At 57.5% G+C, this 19,442-nt stretch carries 16 protein-coding genes and 4 pseudogenes; 4 read left to right on the top strand and 16 right to left on the bottom strand.

Going from position 1 to position 19,442, the window contains the following annotated elements; translation table 11 throughout:
• Nucleotides 1-14: 14 nt before the first annotated feature.
• The 10 genes and pseudogenes from CO657_RS24320 to CO657_RS24275 all read right to left on the bottom strand — a co-directional run bounded on the left by CO657_RS24320 (nt 15) and on the right by CO657_RS24275 (nt 7,886).
• Nucleotides 15-911: an alpha/beta fold hydrolase gene (locus tag CO657_RS24320; protein ID WP_007636581.1), complete on the bottom strand. Its 897-nt coding sequence runs from the start codon at nt 909-911 to the stop codon at nt 15-17.
• Entirely contained in the window at nt 908-1,291 is a 384-nt protein-coding gene (locus CO657_RS24315) for a hypothetical protein (protein ID WP_018328867.1), read from the bottom strand. The genes CO657_RS24320 and CO657_RS24315 overlap by 4 nt, the downstream gene beginning before the upstream one ends.
• A 79-nt stretch (nt 1,292-1,370) precedes the next feature.
• Nucleotides 1,371-1,799 (bottom strand): carboxymuconolactone decarboxylase family protein, encoded by a 429-nt coding sequence (locus CO657_RS24310; protein ID WP_172599260.1) that lies wholly within the window; start codon nt 1,797-1,799, stop codon nt 1,371-1,373.
• Nucleotides 1,800-1,890: 91 nt separating this feature from the next.
• Nucleotides 1,891-2,727 carry an NAD(P)-dependent oxidoreductase gene (locus CO657_RS24305; protein WP_245293033.1) on the bottom strand — a complete coding sequence of 279 codons (837 nt, stop codon included), beginning with the start codon at nt 2,725-2,727 and terminating at the stop codon, nt 1,891-1,893.
• Nucleotides 2,728-2,866: 139 nt separating this feature from the next.
• Entirely contained in the window at nt 2,867-3,550 is a 684-nt protein-coding gene (locus tag CO657_RS24300) for a GntR family transcriptional regulator (RefSeq protein WP_054185531.1), read from the bottom strand.
• 255 nt (nt 3,551-3,805) lie between these two features.
• Nucleotides 3,806-4,149: pseudogene (locus CO657_RS24295) on the bottom strand (transposase); the annotation flags it as partial.
• Nucleotides 4,150-4,286: 137 nt separating this feature from the next.
• Nucleotides 4,287-4,409: pseudogene (locus CO657_RS38275) on the bottom strand (hypothetical protein); the annotation flags it as partial.
• Between the two features lie 139 nt (nt 4,410-4,548).
• Complete coding sequence (locus CO657_RS24290; protein ID WP_054185529.1) at nt 4,549-5,697, bottom strand: NADH:flavin oxidoreductase/NADH oxidase; 1,149 nt, start codon at nt 5,695-5,697, stop codon at nt 4,549-4,551.
• Nucleotides 5,698-5,785: 88 nt separating this feature from the next.
• Nucleotides 5,786-6,841 (bottom strand): aldo/keto reductase, encoded by a 1,056-nt coding sequence (locus tag CO657_RS24285; protein ID WP_054185528.1) that lies wholly within the window; start codon nt 6,839-6,841, stop codon nt 5,786-5,788.
• A gap of 829 nt (nt 6,842-7,670) precedes the next feature.
• Nucleotides 7,671-7,886, bottom strand: a complete 216-nt coding sequence (locus CO657_RS24275; protein ID WP_054185527.1) for a hypothetical protein — start codon at nt 7,884-7,886, stop codon at nt 7,671-7,673.
• 48 nt (nt 7,887-7,934) lie between these two features.
• Here CO657_RS24275 and CO657_RS24270 point away from each other — a divergent pair.
• Nucleotides 7,935-8,701 (top strand): annotated as a pseudogene (locus CO657_RS24270) (Tn3 family transposase); the annotation flags it as partial.
• Nucleotides 8,702-9,421: 720 nt separating this feature from the next.
• On the opposite strand, the gene CO657_RS24265 reads toward CO657_RS24270, so the two are convergent.
• The 3 genes from CO657_RS24265 to CO657_RS24255 all read right to left on the bottom strand — a co-directional run bounded on the left by CO657_RS24265 (nt 9,422) and on the right by CO657_RS24255 (nt 13,028).
• A complete protein-coding gene (locus CO657_RS24265; RefSeq protein ID WP_082366357.1) occupies nt 9,422-10,408 on the bottom strand; it encodes a substrate-binding domain-containing protein in 987 nt (328 codons plus the stop codon).
• Nucleotides 10,409-10,434: 26 nt separating this feature from the next.
• A complete protein-coding gene (locus CO657_RS24260; protein WP_082366356.1) occupies nt 10,435-11,415 on the bottom strand; it encodes an ABC transporter permease in 981 nt (326 codons plus the stop codon).
• Between the two features lie 92 nt (nt 11,416-11,507).
• A complete protein-coding gene (locus tag CO657_RS24255) occupies nt 11,508-13,028 on the bottom strand; it encodes a sugar ABC transporter ATP-binding protein (protein ID WP_097609975.1) in 1,521 nt (506 codons plus the stop codon).
• A gap of 443 nt (nt 13,029-13,471) precedes the next feature.
• Between CO657_RS24255 and CO657_RS37480 the strand changes: the two are divergent.
• A pseudogene (locus CO657_RS37480) lies at nt 13,472-13,692 on the top strand (integrase); the annotation flags it as partial.
• A gap of 863 nt (nt 13,693-14,555) precedes the next feature.
• Here the strand turns inward: CO657_RS37480 and CO657_RS24245 are convergent.
• From CO657_RS24245 to CO657_RS24235, 3 genes are all read right to left on the bottom strand, one after another.
• A complete protein-coding gene (locus tag CO657_RS24245; RefSeq protein ID WP_054185524.1) occupies nt 14,556-15,494 on the bottom strand; it encodes a LysR family transcriptional regulator in 939 nt (312 codons plus the stop codon).
• Between the two features lie 348 nt (nt 15,495-15,842).
• Nucleotides 15,843-16,586: an SDR family oxidoreductase gene (locus CO657_RS24240; protein ID WP_054185523.1), complete on the bottom strand. Its 744-nt coding sequence runs from the start codon at nt 16,584-16,586 to the stop codon at nt 15,843-15,845.
• Nucleotides 16,587-16,596: 10 nt separating this feature from the next.
• A complete protein-coding gene (locus CO657_RS24235) occupies nt 16,597-17,379 on the bottom strand; it encodes an SDR family NAD(P)-dependent oxidoreductase (protein WP_172599259.1) in 783 nt (260 codons plus the stop codon).
• A 469-nt stretch (nt 17,380-17,848) separates the two neighbouring features.
• Here CO657_RS24235 and CO657_RS24230 point away from each other — a divergent pair, with 469 nt between their 5' ends.
• The gene (locus CO657_RS24230) at nt 17,849-18,700 is read left to right on the top strand and encodes an SDR family oxidoreductase (RefSeq protein WP_054185549.1); all 852 of its coding nucleotides are present in this window, start codon (nt 17,849-17,851) and stop codon (nt 18,698-18,700) included.
• Nucleotides 18,701-18,731: 31 nt separating this feature from the next.
• A complete protein-coding gene (locus CO657_RS24225) occupies nt 18,732-19,433 on the top strand; it encodes a RibD family protein (RefSeq protein ID WP_054185521.1) in 702 nt (233 codons plus the stop codon).
• The last annotated feature ends 9 nt before the right edge of the window (nt 19,434-19,442 follow it).

Here is a 19,442-nt window from a genome sequence, read left to right as displayed (position 1 = left end):
CCAAGAGATTGTTTTCAGGCGACCTTCGCCCTGGTTGCGGATGCCTGCTGGATTTCCTCGAGGATCGGCAGCAGGTATTTTCTGAACTCGGTGTAGTCTTCAGTGACCGGGAAATGTCCGAGCTTTTCCATCGTCCAGAACTTGCTGCCCTTGACGAGATCGGCGGCGATCTTGGTGTCGGCCGGGGAGGTATTCGGATCGTATTCGCCCGTCAGGAAGTATAGCATGCACCTCGACGTATCGATCTTGCTCGCCTCTTCGGGCGAGACGTTGTGGTCGTAGTAGTAATAATAGAGGTCACCTGCGAAGACGCCCGGACCGCCGCAGCTATATTCCCACTGGATTTCGCGGACATTGGCTTCTGGTGAATACGGCGAGATGTTGAGCATCATGGCCGCGCCGATGGAGGTACGATTGACGTTCGGGTTGTCGAATTCCTTCCTGATGCCTGCCATGCCGACATCGACATATTCGGCAGCCGAGCGTAGTGCCCCTTCGACGGAAATGGTCGCGCGGAAGTTGTCCGGGTAATTGGACGCCAGATCGATGGCGAGATGTCCGCCCATCGAGCTACCCATGTAAACGGGGCGGTCCAGACCAAGGGCCTTGGAGAGTTCCAGCTGGAAATCCATCATGAACTTCTTGGTCATGTTGTATTCCTTCTCCCACCAGCGAACGCCGTGCGGGGGAAGAGACTTCCCGTGATAGGGCAGGTCGAACGCGATGACGCGGAAGTTCTTGGTCACCTCTTCGTCGCAGAGCGTGTGGCGGTACTGGCGGCCGTCCGAGCCCGCCGTGTGACCGACAAGCAAGGGAATGCCCTCTCCGGCTTCCTCATAATAGACGCGATATTCGATGCCTTCGATCGTCAGGTAGACGTAACGGCCCGTGATCGGATCATGCCTTGTCATGCTGCTACTCCTTCCGGACGGGCTTCGCGCATCAGGTTCGTCATGCGATTGAGCGCAGGGAGATACGCGAAGGTTTCGTGATTGTTGCTAAGGTACAGACCGTGTTTGATATTCGAGGACTGCAGGCATTGGTAAAATGGCTGCGGCTTCTTCTGGAGAAGCGCCTCCCACTGTTCACCCGTGCCCCGGATGACGATCTTGCACTCCTCGTCGTCGTAGGCGGCTTCTTCGACCTTCACCATCTTGCCGTCTTCAAAGTGAAGTGCGACGCTTCGGGTCGGAAAATCGCATTTGATAATGCCGTTGAGATAACGGGTTTCGCGCTTGAACTCGAAGTCCTCCAGCGCCAGTTTTTTGAACTTCTCGAGATCGATGGCCAAGTTCGGCTCCTCCCTAGTTAAAACGGCGCGGCCGATCCACGCCTTTCAAAATTTTCCGCCGCGCCCAGCGGCGGCGGCTTCAGATGCCCATTTCGTTGAAAACCTCCTGGGCGTTTCTGAAGCTGTCGATGCCCGCCGGTACGCCGGCGTAAATCGCGACCTGCAGGAAAATCTCCTGGATTTCCTCCTTGGTGAGGCCGTTGTTGATCGCGCCGCGCACGTGGCCTTTGAGCTCATGCGGACGATTGAGAACGGAGATCATGCCAAGGTTCAGAATGGACCGCCCGCGCCTGTCGAGGCCTGGTCGGTTCCAGATGTTGTCCCAGCAATACTCGGTGACAAGCTGCTGCATAGGCCAGGTGAAGTCGGTCGCCTTACCGAGTGCTGCGTCGACATAGGCATCACCCATGACTTCACGACGCGTCGCCAGCCCTTGAGCGAACTGTTCCGAAGGGACAGGCCGCTCCTTGCCGTGTGTTTTCACTGTCGCTTCTTTCGTTGCGGTCATTCGACGACACTCCTAGCTTTCCGGTTTTCAGTAAAATAACCTGATTTTCAGACAATCTGTCAATTTCACCGCATTCCGCGGATTTCCGCGGCTAATTGTGATCTTCGACGTATCGGATGATGCGGGTGTGATCCTCGGAAGGACCCAGCGCCTTCTGTGCAGCATCCCAGGCGTCTGCCGTGCTGGCGAGAGCGTCGAGGCGAAGACCAAGCGTCTTGGCGAGATCGGCGGCGATGCGAATATCCTTGGCCATCAGGCCAATGGCAAATCCCGACCCGAACGTCTCAGAAAGAATGAACTGCTTCATCTTCACTTCGGTGGCATTGTTCTTTCCAGACGACGAGTTGAGAATATCGACGATCGTCTCCGGCTCCAGGCCGAAGGCACGTCCCAGAAGGACACCCTCGATCGCCGCCAGCACACCAGCACCGGATACGAAGTTGTTAATCGCTTTCATCGCGTGACCCGAGCCAACTGGCCCCGTCCGGAACACCTGCTGCCCCACTGCATTCAGCAGCGGCTCGGCCTCCTCGATATCAGCATCCTCCCCACCGGCCATGATTGTCAAGGTGCCAGAAACGGCGCGCTTGACTCCTCCGGAGACCGGGGCGTCAACCAGCCGAAGACCACGAGAAGCAAGTTCGAGACCGAGATCCCTTGTATCATTTGGAGCAGACGAACTCATGTCTATGACGACGGCATTTTGCTTGAGGCCGCCACAGGCGTTTTCGCCCAGCAGCGCGTCGCGCACAATCTTGCCATTCGGAAGCATGGTGATCACGAAACTGGCCCCGACCATGGCCTCGGAAATCGTTTCGGCGGCCCGCCCGCCCGCATCGGCGAGCTTTACCCTGGCGTCTTTCGAAAGGTCGAAGCCGACGACCTCGAAGCCTGCCGAGATGAGATGTTGAGCCATCGGCTGGCCCATGGCGCCCAGCCCGATAAAGGCCACGCGAGTTGCGTCGACTGTCGCTGACAATTTTTCCTCCGAATGCACGCGAGCAACAAAGCTCACCTTTCTTCAGAAAGGATTAAACGGATTATCAGACAATCTGTCAATCGAAATCTTAAGATTCTGGCGCGGCGTTCTTGCGCAGGTATTCAAGTACCACCTTCGCCGCCTGGTCGATGTGGAATTTGCAGGCTGCCGCCGCCAACGGACCGTTGCGATTCTTGATTGCGTTCGCGATATCTTTGATTTCGGCAATGCTATGCGAAAGCCGCCCCGGCTGGGTCATGGATGTCATCCGAAGGAGATTGATCCGGTTATGCAAAGCTGTCAGCATCTGCCTTACGAACACGTTTTTGCTTCCGTCCATCAAGCAGTCGTAGAATGCGTTTTTCGCGTGTATCAGCCGCGTACCGACGCCACTTTCGGCAGCGGCTTCAAATTCGACCACCGCGGCTAGAAGGGTCGTTATGTCGGCGGCGGTGCCATGCTCGGCGAACTGCTGACCCGCGAATCCCTCAAGAAGTGCTCGCACAGTATAGAGTTGCTGGGCTTCCTCGTAGGTGATCGTGCTGACCACCGGCCCCTTATGGGGATAGCTTGTGATGATGCCTTCAGCTTCGAGCTGTCGCATGGCCTCACGAACCGAGGTTCTGCCGACGCCCAGCATTTCGCAAAGTTCGCGCTCAACCAGTCGCTGGCCGGGCTTGAACCGCCCGCTGACGATCGCCTGACGTAAGGTTTCCTCAACTTTAAAGCGCAGCGTCGCGTTCTGTTTGGATATCTGTAGGTCCGTCTGCATCGCCCCGCCAACACCTGTAAACGGCTCACGCCGTGCTTAAATCATTCTCTACATATGCAGCCATTCGCGCTGAATATCAATCCAGATTGTCTGAGAGTTACCAGTATCAGTTGATCCTATCGCTATAGCTTTGCCTGCTCGTCGCACATTCAAATATCGAGAGATCAAAAAGCGGGTGCTTCGGAGGGGAGCCGTGGCGGTACCGCATTCGCACCGGCTCGTCGTGTCAGACAGCCTGGCGACACGCGGCCTTTATCAACCAAAGACAGCGACGGCTGATTTGACGATGATCCCACCATCCGGACTTCTGCGCATTTGACGGCGGTAGCGGCGCGAAAGACTTGCAGCAATTGCACCGCCAGCGGCACCCGCGACCAAAGGGTTTTCATGCGTTCCCTGCGATTTCGGCTTTTCCGCACTGCCTGGCCCGTAACAATGCGCTGTGACCAGCGGAAGCCGATTTCGTGGAAATAAAGGTCGGCGTGCTGCGGGCTGATATGATGAAAGACGCCGGCAATTGTGCGGCGGACGCGGGAATTGAAACCTTCGACCGAATTGACATGGACGGCGTCCCGAACGTATTCGCGGCTGGAATGCTTGCACTCGATCTCATCAAGTCCAGCAACCAAGTTGCCCGTCCAACGCCGGGCACGGGCAAGGCCACCGAGGAATCGTTGTTATCGACGCGCGCACCGGCCGCCGTCCCGGTGATGTCTATGAAAGCGATCGCATAACGGCTTTCCGGGGTCGCCTTGAAAGCGGTGTCGATGCAGTCGAACAGACCAGAGATCGCACCGCCGCTCGGCGCGCCATCGTTGGAGCTGAAGATAGTGGCCTCTGCGGCAAAGGCGGGCTTCATTATGGGGCTGTCGGGCTTGGCCCCACCCTGGTTATACTTGTTAGGGTTTCTGTGATCACAGCATCGTCGTCAACGAATGTTGGCTTCAAGATACTCTTCTTCAATGTGAGCGAGTGGCGTCGATTGGATATTCGATGGTTTATGCGGCCTTGCCAGACGCCAGCGGGCCGAGCTTTGCCAGACGCTTTGCCCGGTTATCCAGCCACCAACCAAGTTGAGGTGGCCAATTGGAAAACGGAGCATTCGGGGCCGCCGCTTCCAGAGCTTGTTGGGCATGGAACGCAAAATTGGGGTTGTTCAGCGCCGCATGCCCGATGGCAACCAGATCAGCCTCGCCATTGGCGACGATGGCCTCGGCCTGGTGCGGATCGAGAATGAGCCCGACGGCCATGGTCTTGATACCAGCCCCTTCCCGCACTTTAGCGGCAAACGGCACCTGGAACCCATAGCCGGTGGGATAGTCGAAGACGCCAAACCCGCCCGACGAGTTGTCGATTACATCGATGCCAATGCTCTTGAGCTCGCACGCAAATGCAACGGAATCGTCAATAGTCCAGCCTTCGCGGCTACCATCGACCGCGGAGATGCGCACGAAAAGCGGCTTGTCCTCGGGCCAGATTTCACGAAGTTCGCGGGCGATTTCCAGAGGAAGGCGCATGCGATTGGACAGGCTCCCACCGTACTCGTCGGTGCGCCTGTTGGTGAGAGGGGAGAGAAACGAATTCAGGAGGAAACCATGGGCACAATGGAGCTCCAGAACATCAAACCCGGCGGTCAGAGCCCGTCGTGCAGTACAGGCGAAATCCGAGCGCACCTTGGCCATGCCATCAACATCAAGGGCTGTCGTATCCGGCCAGCCCTCTTCCATAGGCTCGCCACTTGGAGAAACAGTGGGCCAACGCTCTTCACCCGCATGCATCGGCGTTTCCAGAACAGGCGAATTGCCATCCCATGGACGCAGCAGCGACGCTTTTGGCCCCGCATGACCGATCTGGATGCCGGCAACCGCGCCAAATTTCTTAATAGCTGCGCTGATGCGCGACACGCCTTCGATATGCGCATCATCCCACAGGCCTAGGTCGCCATGGGTGATCCTGGCTTCAGGCGAAACGCCGGTCGCTTCTACCATCACCATGCCAAAGCCGCCCAGGGCAAATTTGCCATAATGGATGAGGTGGTAATCATTCACATATCCATCCGTCGCCTGGTATTGGCACATGGGGGAGAGGACAAGCCGGTTGCGCAAGGTGACGCCACGTAAGCCCAATTTCTCAAATAGCTTCGACACGGGATTCCAAACTGTTTCTGATTCTAAGTGCAAAGGTCGTTGACCGAGAGCTAAGGCAACTCCGCGCCGAAAGTGGACACGTGCTGCGTCAGTCCAGACGAATCGTCGGCGCATTTTCCGGGAGCAAACCCTTTTGCTTGAGCTCGGCCCAAAACTCCCGTGGAGCCGCCTTCGCCGTCGCCGCGGTGTTCTGGCGAACCTCGTCTACGTTCTGTGCACCAAGTACCACTGTTGCGACAGCCGGATGCATCAGAACGAACTCGATTGCAGCAGCGCCGAGCGAGACGCCGTACTTCTCGCAGACAGTCTCCAGGGCGCTCACTTTGCTGACGACGGCTTCGGGAACGCTCCCATAATCATATGTGACGCTCTTGCCTTTAACTCCGGTGGCGAGGATGCCCGAATTGAATACTCCCCCGGCGATGATGGAGACGTTACGCTGCTTCAGCTCTTCGAATGCCGCGCTGAGCGGCTCATGATTGAGAAGTGTATAGCGCCCAGCAATCAGTGAGCAATCGATCTCGAACTCGCGGGCGACGGTGATGACCGCATCGGTTTCGTTGACGCCAAGGCCGACCGCGGACACCGCGCCGCCGGCACGGAGCTGATCGAGGGCTTTGTAACCGCTCTTGCGTATCTGGGCCCAGTAGATGTCCGCCTGATCCCGATGCCACGCCCGCCCAAGGTCGTGGACGAGAAGCACGTCGATGTAGTCGAGCGACAGGCGCACCTGACTGTCCTCGAAGGAACGCATGATGCCGTCATACGTATAGTCGTACGTATCCAGGAATGGCAGCGGGTCGACCCATTCGATGCCATATACAGTGTCGAGCTTTTCGACCTTGCTCGCGGCCTTGAGAACACGGCCGACCTTGGTGCTGACTACGACGTCGTTGCGAATTCCGAGTTCCCGGAGTGCATGACCAAGATAGTATTCGGCCTTGCCGAAGCCGTACATGGGAGCGCAGTCGAAATAGCGGACACCGTCATCGTAGGCAGCCTTGATGACCCGTTCGAACTCCACATAGGACGCTTTGGCTTTGAAACCTGCCAAAGGCACAGTTCCGAAACCCAGCGAAGTCACGCTGACATCCGACTTGCCCAGTCGGCGCTTGGGATAATTGTTTTGTACCGCTTCCGTCATGCTCACGCTCCCTAAAGTTTTTTGGCGCGAGGAGACCAACATGAGTGCCCGGTCAGCCGTGGTTCATACCACGTCGCTAATCTCAGCGGGCGTAGTAGCGTCAACCTTTTGTGACAACCGTAGACGCGTTGACCGTCTCCGCAAGGCCGACATACCTGGGCTCCTTCTGGCAGGGCGGTGAAGCCCGATGCGAAAAACCCCAGACGTCATCCTTAAACGGCGATCACTCCTCCTCATGCTCTCCAGCAGAGGCGAATTGACAGATTGTATGATCATCTGTCAAGATGCATTTGACGATTACTACATTCGATAATGTCTGATATTCCCGCGCCCGGAAACAACCTCCACTCCAACAAAGCGAGGTCGAACTTCTAGGCCTTGCGCTTGTTACCGCTCGGCTTTGCCGGGATCAGCGACAGGCGCTAGCGGCTACATTTTCGAGTTCGGACTGTTCCATTCACGCAGCGTCTTGAGAGCGTCATGGGCATTACACTGGGCGACGACGATCTCGCACACATCCAGGAACCGCCGTAGGCCGGAGAACAGGCTAGGGTTCGCTCTGCAGCTTTGCGCGTTGCGATCCAGGGCGCGCGCTGGCTCCGGGCGAGGTGATCCCACATGAAGTCCTGTCCTTCATCGGGGTCCAGCTTGGCGTCCCAGCCGATGCGCTTCTCACCTATGCCGCATGACGGCAGACCCGCCAGGAGCATATGCGGGCATTCCGCGAGATCTACGGATACAAGACCTTCGTAGGTCGGGGTGCCCGTGATCTGCGAGACTGGGGTCGGTTCCGGCTGGGGGCGGAATGACACTCTAAGAAATCAAGCGACTATATCCGCATGTCGGATAGCATGAAGGCTCGCCCCTCAGGTGCAAAGAAGCCGCGAACCATGTATCCATTGTCGACAGGGTTTTGTTCCTCGGGTGCCCAAGAAAGACGGTCGGGCGTTAGGTGTACGTCAATCCGCACCCCGGCGTAGCCCAGCGCGGAAACGATTTCTTCCAGAGAAGGTATTGACTGGGCAACGATGTCGAGCAGGGTCATCGACGGTCCATTTCGTCCTTTGACGGCGACGACCGCATCAAGGTCTGGCCCCTTGATCCGCAGGTTTGGCTGACGGATCGAAAAGCGCGTCTCTCCGATGGTCTGGAGCAGTTGGCCGTCTGGAGCAGTTGGCCCGCGCGGCGCGCAACGGAACGATCCCACACGGCAGCATCGAGGATGGAACGTTGCGGATCGACCGGCTGACGGCTGACGTTCCGGACAGTGCCGAAGAACTAATACTCGATCTCTATCGCCGGATGCCGCCCGTTCGGATCACCGACATCTTGCTGGAGGTCGATGCTGCGCTCGGGTTCACCGAAGCCTTCACTCATCTGATAACCGGGGTTCCATGCGCTGATCAGATCGGCCTGCTCAACGTCCTGCTCGCGGAAGGGCTGAACCTGGGACTGCGCAAGATGGCGGAGGCCACCAACCCGCATGATTACTGGCAGCTATCGCGCCTTGCCCCTTCGCACGTCGAAAGCGACGCAATGGACCAGGCGCTGGCGATCGTGGTGGCTGCGCAGGCAAGACTGCCAATGTCCCGGTTCTGGGGCATGGGAACGACCGCATCGAGCGATGGCCAGTTCTTCCCTTCGGCCCGGCAGGGCGAGGCGAGGAACATGGTCAACGCCAAGTATGGAAACGAACCCGGCCTCAAGGCCTACACTCGCGTTAACGACCAGTTCGCTCCGTTCGCGTCACAGACTATTCCCGCGACTGTCAGCGAGGCCCCATACATCCTCGACGGTCTGCTGATGAATGAGGCTGGTCGTCAGGTCGAAGAGCAATATTCCGATACGGCCGGTTTCACCCAGTGCAGGCTTCCGGCTACTTTAACCGTTTTTTATAAGATCGCGGCCTCCGCTTCGCGTCGGCTCGCGGACCGAATAACCGTCGGGTCCGCCCTGTCCGAGCGTAATCCGGTATCATCATGCCCTCTTTATTTCAGTATCTCAACGCCTTGGCGAACCGGCATACTCGGACATGTCGATCTCCGAGCCCGTGATCAACGATACGAACTCCGGCACGGGCGCTGTGTTCGGTGTGGACGAAGAAGCCCGCAAATACGTGGCTGCGATCGTCGCGTCCTGAGGGTCAGAAAACGCGAATAGATACATGGTGACCGCGGCAGTTTTTATTCGTTTTCCATTTCGAATAGCGTGACCTGAGCCTGTTTCCGATATGTGCGCCCAGTCACTTTTGAAGTCAGACCCAATTGCCTCTTTTACCAAAGCAACGGCCACTGTTTCTGATTGTTTGGCGAGATGTCAGATGGCTTTCTGAAATTCAACGAAAGCGTTCGAACGGAGACAAGATGACCCTTGCCTGGACGTTTCATCACGAACGCGTTCCACGCCGCTTTGGCCATTATCGCCCCCAATTTTCGACAACTTATGCGCGACTGGTTGGTAAAGCAAGCGGCTGATGCACGCCTGTAACAGCATGCGCCCCAGTGCAATGGCCGTGTTGAAGGATCGCCGCTCACCAACGTGTGCGGCGATCCTTCGGTTTACAACCGTCGAGACGACCCTTTAGTCGATGTATTTACCGATGTTCTCATGGTTGAGCACAAGCCACGGCACCGTGTAATGCTTTGACGTACCGCCTGCCCAATCGATTTTCAGAGACTTCCAGATTTCCGACTGCGGCTCATATTTCTCGCCAACCAACTGACGGAGCGCGAGGTCTAGCGCGCCCTGCCCTTCTGCCTTTGCATATTTATAGAGCGACATGTACATCTCACCGCTCTGGACCGCCCGCTTTCCATCCGGAATGCCGTCGATGCCAATGACCGGAATGTCCTTGGGGTCAAGGCCGGCGCTCTTGATGGCTTCGATAGCGCCCAGCGCCATCTCGTCGTTTTCGGATAGGACGCCGTTGATCTGGCCGGAGTATGCCGACAGCCAGTTTTCCATTACGGCCTGTCCTTCGGCGCGGCTCCAGTTAGCCGACTTGGACGCGATCAACTTGATCCCAGTATTGGCCGCGAGCGACGCGTCGATGCCCTGGCGACGGGATATCTGAGCCGACTGGCCGATCGGTCCTTCGAGAATCACGATGTTGCCCTGGCCCTTGAGACGCTCGGCCATGAAATCGCCGATCATCTTGCCGCCGAGAGGGTCGTCGACGATGACCTGGGACGTGATCTTTTCCGAGCTGGTTTCGAGCGCCGAGCCGATAACCGGGATTCCGGCGTCAATCGCCTTTTCGATCGGAGCAGCCGAAGCGTCCTTGTCGAAAGACTCCATGATAATCGCGTCGAACTTCTGCGTGATCATCGTGTCGATGGCGTTGGACTGCAGCAGGGAGTCGAACTTGCCGTCGAAAACGACGATCTTGACTTTGCCATCTTTGACCCACGGGTGTTCCTGGATTTCCTGGGTAAGGGTGTGGGCGTACTCGGCGGATTCACCGAAGGAATTTACGCCGACGAGGTACTGCTTATCCTCGGCATGCGCGGTCGCTCCCATGACTGCGGCAGCGGTAAGAGCATAACTGAATTTCTTCAAGATAGACATCAACATCCTCCTCTAATGTGTTGATTTTACTTCTTTGAACGATCAACGATAACCGCGGCTATGATGATCGCGCCCTTCAAGAACTGCTGGTAGTTCGAAGAAATACCCAGCAGATCCATTCCGTTGTTGAGCGTGCCGATGATTAGAGCGCCGAACAGCGATCCAACCAGCGTGCCGCGCCCGCCTGCAAGACTTGTGCCCCCGATCACCACGGCAGCGATCGCGTCGAGTTCGTACCCCACGCCGGCCTGTGGAAGAGCGGCGGTCGTACGGGCGGTCAGCAACAGCCCTGCCAAGCCAGCCAGAAGACCGGAAACGATATAGGCCATGGAGATGACGAACCTGGTGGAAACGCCACTTGCCTTGGCTGCGCGTTCGTTGCCGCCGACCGCGTAGACATATCGTCCGAAGGACGTGTGCTTGAGCGTGACCCAAGCGATGACGAACACCGCGAGCAGGATCAGCGCGGGCACGGGAATGCCGGCGACATTGCCGCCGCCTAGCCATTTGAACGCGGGAAGCAGGTTCGGGATCGGGCGGCCATCCGTGTAGATAAGTGTGAGCCCCCGCGCCATGCTGAGCATGCCGAGTGTCGCAACGAACGACGGTAATCTGAGATACGCGACGAGTGCCCCGCTGACGAGGCCGCAGATACAGCCAACGGCGAGCCCCGCTATGATCCCAAAAGGCATCGGGAACGGAGCCGCCAGCGTCAGCATGCTTCCCGCTATGACACCGACGAGCGCCATGACAGAGCCGACCGACAGGTCAATACCGCCCGTGAGAATTACGAATGTCACGCCGACTGCCAGAATTCCATTGATGGATGACTGGCGAAGCACGTTAGAAACGTTGTTCCAGCTGAGAAAGAACTCGCTGGAAATTGCGAAAAACACGCAGATCGCGACGAAAACCAGACCGATCCCGAAAGTTTGCATAAGGGACTTCAGAGATCCGTTCATTCCACGGGAGCTTGTTGGATCGCTCGTAAGCGTTTGATCGATCATATAAAATCCTCACAGTTGACGGCATCGCCCTGATCGGAGCGACGGCCTGTCATGAAATCGAAACGGCTTTTTTTGAAGGTGTGTTTGGCGCTCTACGCTGCCAGATCTATAATCTGCTGTTGCGTAGCTCCGGACGCCTCGACGACGCCATGCAGCTTGCCGGACCTGAAAATCGCAATACGGTCGCTTACTTGCAGAACTTCCGGCGCTTCGGACGAAACCAGGAGGACTGCGTTCCCTTGGGAAACGAACTCACGCAGGAACCGGTAGATTTCCTGTTTGGCACCCTCGTCGATACCCCGGGTGGGTTCGTCGCAGATGAGCAGTGTTGGCTGCGTGGTCAAGCAGCGCGCCAGAACCACCTTCTGTTGGTTTCCGCCACTCAAGCTCTCGACAGCAAGGTCGGGCGAACTGCATTTGATACGCTGCTCACCGATCATCCTGCTGACGATAGCGGCTACCAGGCCACGCTTAACGAAGCCGCGCGCTGAGAGCTTTGGGATTGCTGACAACGTTATATTGTTCGCTATAGACGAGTTTAAGACAAGTCCCGTCTGCTTTCTATCCTCGGGCACCATGGTCATCCCGGCTTCGATCGACGCTTTGGGATTGCCCGGAACGAGGACTTTGCCCTCAAGTATGACCTGACCGGAATCCGGCTTGTGAAGCCCGTATACGGTTTCGAGAAACTCCGTTCGTCCCGAACCGAGCAGGCCGTAGATGCCAACGATCTCGCCCGCCGCGATATCCAGGGAGATGTTCTCGAACCAACGGCTCCGCGACAGTTGTTGCACCTGAAGGATCGTCCGCCCCGTGTTCCGCAATTCGCTCGACTGCTGCGGCTCAAGTTCATGCCCGACGATCAGTGTCACAAGATGTCTTCTGTCGATATCCGCGATCTGGCCGCTCTCGATAAACTGCCCGTCCCTGAAAATCGTATATTCGTCAGCGATCTCAAAAATTTCCGTGAGCTTGTGCGAGACATAGATGATCGCGCTGCCGTTTGCCTGAAGTCTTCGGATTGCCTTGAAAAGGATGTGTGCCTCGTGCTCACCGATCGCAGAGGTCGGCTCGTCCATGATGATGACGTCCGCCTCGCGGCTCAAGGCCTTAGCGATCTCAACGAGCTGAATCTGCGCGAGACTGAGTTCTTCCATCCTCGCGTCAACCGGAACTTCGAACTCGAGGCGGGCGAGCAGCGCAGCTGCGTCGCGTTTCATCTTGTCGTGGTCTATGAACACCCCTCCTCTCCGAGGCTCCCGGCCGACGTAGAGGTTCTCCGGAACGGTCATTCCCGGTATTGGCAGGAGTTCCTGCGAGATCATGACGACGCCGTGTTCCAACGCTTCCGCCGGTGTGTGGAAATCCACTTCCCGGCCGTTGACGTGCACGTGCCCGCTGTCTCGTCGAAGTTCGCCCATGACAATGTTGAGGAAGGTCGACTTCCCTGCGCCGTTTCCACCACAGAGGGCGTGGACAGAACCCGCCCGAACGCAGAGCTTGCCATCCCGCAACGCCGGCACTCCGTTGAACGCTTTAGTGACGCCATGCGCCTCGAGGCGCACGCGTCGGTCTAAGTTGACGGCTCCCGCCGTCGATTTTTGAAGCTGCATGCACACTCCTCCCATGCGCCGCTATCTACATGTTGCCTCCCCAATATCCGCGTTCCACAAATATCAGGGAGGCAACAGCATCTTTTTTGACAGATTGTCTGAAAATCAGTCAGAGTCAATCGAAAATCATACAATTGAGAAAGTTTGCAGCGCCGACCATTTGTCAATTTTATTGAGCAATATCTGTGCGTTAATGACATTTTGCTGTGTCAATCACGATACTTTTGTAAAAGAAATTGCCTGATGCTGTGGAGTTTTATCACGGCCCATCGGTTAGAATCGGCCCATCCAACTCGACGCTCTGTAGCGATCACTGTACACAGCCTATCTGTAAAGACCGCTACACAGCTAAGCGCCGGGCGTAACCGACGCGATTATCCTCAAGAGTAGGGAAATGGAGAGCATGTCTTTCACCAAGAATACGAACGCGTCCGTCGATTATGATGGACGCGCTGAATGCTTGGCTTGTTGCCGCAAGAATTGATAGTGGCAGTGTGTTTCGGGCGATCGATCGCTGGGGCAACGTTTCAAAGCGCGCTATCGACCCGAAAGCGATCAATGATATTGTCAAACAGCGGTTGTCGAGACACCGGTCGGTACAGCAGGCATCGAGCTATACAATTGTGCCATGCGGCGAAGCGGGCGGGCGGCTCGAATGCTCTAGTTGAGCCATAGGCATCCAGTGATATTGAATTGTCCGCCCCTTGGATCAGGTTGACGACAAGCCCATTTTCGTAAAAAATCTGGATTTCGGTGCGAAAGACGCTGCGCCATAACCAGCGCAGACTTGACCGTCACTTTTCTGGCGCGCAACAATGGCCGTAGCTCCTGCACGATCCCACCAACGCCCGGCGAAACCATGGCCGCGGTCCAGTTGTGAAAAGGTCCCTCCCCCGTCAGCGGCCGAAAGCCAGACTCCGTCGTTGGTCGCTAGTTCGATTTTCACTTCGCTTCCGATCGGACTGCCCGCGACCGTCTGGACATAGTGACGCTTGATGGGATGGCTCCGCCCCGTTTGATCGACAAGACTGTTTTCCGGGTAGCTCAGTTTTATCTTGCCGGGATCCGGTTGCGCGGAGCAGTCAGTCGATCATTCACAGCGAATTACCGACGAGAATGTGCATGTCCATGGCAAGCCGTTGCGCCACATGGGATTATCCGCGGCGCTTGCGGTTGTTGTCGCTAGCAGTAGGAGGGCGATAAGCGGGTGCTTTGAAGCCATGGTCACTCCCATCATTCGACCCCATCATGGATGGCCCGGCTCAGAGAGGGATCCGACACCCCTCCTAAAGGTGGAGCCGTAAGTGTATGCGATGGTGGTGAGGGAGTTACGACAGCTGATATCGGCACTCGGTGGCAGCTCGCCGTGCACACACAATCACAAACTGTTTGAGAAAAATTGCGGGGCAAGGCTCAGACCGGCCGGTGGCGCTCACGTATTTTTACGCTCCCGGCATGTTAAAGAACGCCAGGCGATCTTTCTGCCCGTAATTTTGAACTGGCTGCGAGCGCGCTTTCTGCCGGCACTCAAACTTCCGCCGCTAAGACTGTGCCGTGGGGCCGTCCGTCCGCAACCGGCGCCTTGAGGTGGTCGAGAAACGTACGGAGAGCGGACGGCACCTGTCGATGCGAAACATAGTATGCGTGAAAACCCGGCCCAGTAGACGACCAGTCCGGCAGTACCACTTCGAGCAGACCAGCCGCGAGTTTGTCCTCGACCCGGGCCCGGAGGCAATAAAAGAGACCGCCTCCCTCCTCTGCCATGCGGATGGACAGTTCCGAATCTCCGAGCGTGAGCAGTCCCGGAACGTCGAGAGCAACCATGCGATCGCCGTCGCCAAGTTCCCATTTGCAGAGGTGATCCGTACCGGTTCGGATCCGGATACACTCGTGCGTCAAGAGATCTTCCGGCCGCGCGGGCCGCCCTCGCTCGTTGAGATAGGCCGGAGAACCGACGACGATCCATTCGAGTTCGGTTGACAGACGCGACGCGATCATCCCCTCGGGAACGGTTCCCCCATAGCGAATGCCGGCGTCAAAACCTTCGGCGACCATGTCGATAAAGCGATCCTCGACGCTGACCTCGACCTCGACATCTGGGTAGCTCTTGCGAAAACTGTGCAGTCGAGGAGCGATCAACAGCTCGGCGGCGTCACGCAACGTGGTCACTCTTACCCTGCCCGTGGGCCCGCTCCTGAAGCTGTCCAGGAGGTCCATCGCAGCCTGGATGCCGAGGAAACGGGGCTCCAGTTCGGCAAGCAGCACTTCGCCGGCGGCGGTAAGACTGATGCTCCGGCTTGTCCGATGAAACAGACGGACGCCCAGACGGGCCTCCAAACCCCTGATCGAATGGCTGAGAGCGGAGCCCGAAACGCCGCGAAGCGCGGCGGCCTTTCGGAACCCCCCCGCCCGCGCGATCGCGACGAAAGTTTCAAGGTCGGCCAGATCGGCCCGCGTCGATACCATGAGTGATGGATACTCGCACTTGTACTGAATAAGATCGTCCTTGCCAACGCCGACCTTGCTTCAGGCGGCTGGCGTCTTCAATCCTTATTCAACTAACCCTTCTTGGTATGTGATGACCAGGGAAGCAGTCAAAAATTTGACCTCAATTGATCCATGTTGGATCCTGGGAGCGACGACGGGAGATGGGCAGGGTCGCTGAATAATGAGATCTCCGGGATTAGATGGTCATGCAATGAAGTTCATCTTGTCCACAGCCACGAGAGACGGCACCGGTTGGAACGGATACACCTCCGCGCGGGCGGTCTGACAGTCCCGGAGGTTCAAGTTCTGAGCTTTTGAAAACGCCGGCTACCAGTCCTGCCGGGTTGGATGGACGACAATGTCGTTGATCGTGATCTCCGGGGGCTGCTCTAGTGCATAGACCACGGCTTCAGCCACCGACGACGGCGGAATACCCTGTTTGTTAAGCTCTCCGGCGATCTTTCTGCCCGTCTCGTCATGAACCTTGTCGGCCCAGCCCGTATCGATCACGCCAGGGCTGATCATAGACACCTGGATTCCACTTCCCACGCCCACCTCCTTTCTGAGGCTTTCGGTGATACCGCGTATGAAGAACTTCGTGGCTCCGTAAACGCCAGCCGCCTCGCCGACATGAACGCCGGCGATAGAGCTCATATTCAGGATGCGGCCGGACCGGCGCTCCAACATCGACGGCAGCACGGCGGCGATCGCATGCAGATAGCCACGCAGATTGGTATCGATCATCTTGTTCCAATCGCCGACCGCGGCATCCTTCCAATAGGAAAAGAGCATGAGGCCGGCATTGTTGACCAATATATCCACCGGGCCGTACGTCGTTGTGGCGAACGCGACGAGCGTCTTGGTGCTTTCAAAATCCGTCGCATCGGCAACCTGGTAGCTGGCAACACCTCCCGAGCCGGCTATTTCTTCGACAATCTGACTGAGGCGTTCCTCATTGCGGCCAGCAAGGACGACGCGCGCACCTTTTTCCGCCAATCCTCTGGCGGTCGCTGCTCCAATGCCCGAGGAAGCTCCTGTGACGATGGCGACCTTGTCTTTCAGATGTGACATGATGTGCTCCTTACTGCGGTTGGGTCAGTTCGGCTTGCCGGGCGGCTTTGACAGGCTCGGGGGTTGTCCGGTTTTCCAACACCTGCCGCTTGGTTTCCTGGTCTCCGCCGACGACATGGTCGATGTCGTTCATGAGAGCCTCGAACCCCTGCTTGGCGACGAGCGTCTTGTCGTTTTTCTGTTGGCCACCGAGCTTCGTACCGCCCATTCCAGCGTTCGCGTGGAAGTCGCTGTTGGTGGCGCCTGGAAGGAGTGCCGTCACCGTGACCCCGGTCGAGCGCAACTCCTCGCGCAGAGACTCCGCGAACATATAACCAAATGCCTTCGACGGGCCGTAAACGGTTTCGTATGGCGTGGGCAGGGTCGCCGAAACCGAGGAGGTGATGAGAATCCTGCCGCGGCCGTTCTTGACCATATGTTGGACGACGCGTTTGGCCATATGGACGGTCCCGGTCACATTGATCGCAAGCAGGCGAAGCTCATCCTCGAGATCGTTATCGAAGAAGGCGCCGCCAATACCGATACCGACGTTCAGAGCCGCGGCTTCCAAGGGGCGCCCCAGCCCCTGCGTGAAGGTCCAGAACCCCTCGACGCCATCGTATGTCGAGGCATCCGCTTTGAACGGATATGCTTCGGCATCAAGGCTTCGTAGCGCATCGGCGGCGCCGTTTACCTTGTCGCTTGAGCCTGAAATGGCGACGTCGAATCCGTTCTTGGCGAATTGTTTGGCAAGCTCGAAGCCTATTCCAGACGAGCCGCCCGTGACCATTGCGAGTGGTTTATTCCCTGTCATGATTTCACTCCTTTGGTTTTGTCAGCACCACGATTGCCTCGAGGCGCTGGTGACCAAATGCCCGTGGAGCCGATTGGTTACATGAGCAAAATCGATCGGGGCGGTGAGTGAAAATCATCCACCGATCTGGAAGAGACCAGGAGTGTGTTACCTTTTTGGTCGCGTCCGCGGTCGAAACTGGTCAGGCATTCCCTACGTCACGAAGGCCCTTGAGAGTGAACACGGCTCATCGGCGCGTGCGATCCCGCTCACTTCAAGTAGCCGTCGCGATACCCTATTCTTATAGGACGATCGAGCGGTCGTTCGCAGCCAGCGGATATGGTCCGACGACCCAAGCGCCCGAGTAGTGTTGATGGACTTCTCTGCGCTGGTGCCATCGGCCGGCACGCTTCTCGGAGAAAAATTCCACCGCGACGGCGTGTCCGGCACACCCTCCAACGTTGACGGTCCAATGACGGGAAAGACAAAGATGAGCGAGAGAATGAACAGTATCGTTGCTCCTGGCCGCGTTGCGGTCATCACGGGAGCAGCGAAGGGCATCGGCTTAGCCATCGCGAGGGCTCTCGCGGCCCGCGGCATGAAGCTCGCGTTGCTGGATCTCGACACCGACGCACTTGAGGATGTTACCTCGTCACTCGATACGGACACTCTGGTTGTGAGCGGCGACGTCTCGGACATGTCGGCACTGAAGAGGTTGCAGGACGAAACAGCCTCTCGGTTTGGCGACGTGGCCATCCTTGTAAACAACGCGGGCATTACGCAAGGAGCCGGCCCCTGGGATGATCCTGCAAAGTGGCGACGCCAGATCGATGTAAACTTCGGAGGTGTTCTAGCCGCACAACACGTCTTCGTGCCCTACATGATCAACGCAGCCCGACCATCGGCGGTCGTCAACCTCGGCTCCAAGGAAGGAATTACAACTCCTCCAGGCAATGCCGCCTATTCGGTTGCAAAGGCAGCTGTCAAGGTGCTGACCGAACAGCTGTCGCACGAGCTTTTGAAGGAGACGGGAGGTCGTGTATCGGCTCATCTCCTCGTCCCTGGCTACACGTGGACACCCATGAACATCGCACTCAAGCCGCAGGGCGCTGCCAAGCCCGATGAGGCATGGACCGCCGAACAGGTGATGGAATACTTCCTGGCCCGTCTGCTCGACGAAGATTTTTACATCATTTGTCCTGATAACGCGGTTACGTCGGAGATAGATGCCAGACGGATCCGCTGGGCGGCCGACGACATGATCCTGAACCGGCCGGCGCTTTCACGTTGGCACCCCGACTGGATGAATAAATTCGCAGCCTGGTTGAAGGCAGGCCACTGACGGTGGAATGTTTGTAGAGGAGAGTAATCCAATGCCCAGACCCTATGTAATCTGTCACATGATGTCGCCGCTGGATGGCCGATTGATCGTCAATGATTGGGCCGAGGCAACCGGCCATTCGGCCGATGAGCTCGTGAAGATCTATGACGGCCTGCATGAGAAGATCGGCGCCGACGCCTGGCTTTCGGGAAGAGCGACGGGAGAAGAGTTCGCGGACGCCGTCGACCGCCCCTATCAAGCAACCGGCACAGCCGCGCGACCGATCCATATCGCCAACCCGGACGCCGGCGAGTTCGCTGTCATCGTGGATAAGGACGGTCGGCTAAGCTGGGACAAGAACGACATTGAGGGAGCTCACCTTGTCGTCCTGACAGGATCTGACGTGGATGATGCTTACCTGGCGGGCCTCACCCAGGCTGGCGTTTCCTATATCGTCTCGGAGAAAGATGGCGTCGATCTGAAAAACTCGCTCGATGTTCTCGGCACCGAATTCGGTGTGAAGCGCTTGATGCTGGAAGGCGGGGCGCGAACCAATGGCCATTTCTTGAATGCGGGTCTTGTTGACGAGGTCAGCCTAGTCATCTTCCCTGCGATCGGAGGCAAGTCGAATACACCGGCCATATTTGAGGGCGGCGAGGATGGGCTTGCCGGCGGGCCGAGGCTCACGTTTATCAGCGCCGAAGCCGCTGGCCTCGGCTCCGTCCATCTGAGATATCGCGTTGAACGTCCATAGGAGACGCCC

Source organism: Rhizobium acidisoli, from assembly GCF_002531755.2.
GTDB lineage: Bacteria > Pseudomonadota > Alphaproteobacteria > Rhizobiales > Rhizobiaceae > Rhizobium > Rhizobium acidisoli.
Note: the sequence above shows the minus strand (reverse complement) of the source record. Positions and strands in the feature narration are given on the sequence as shown.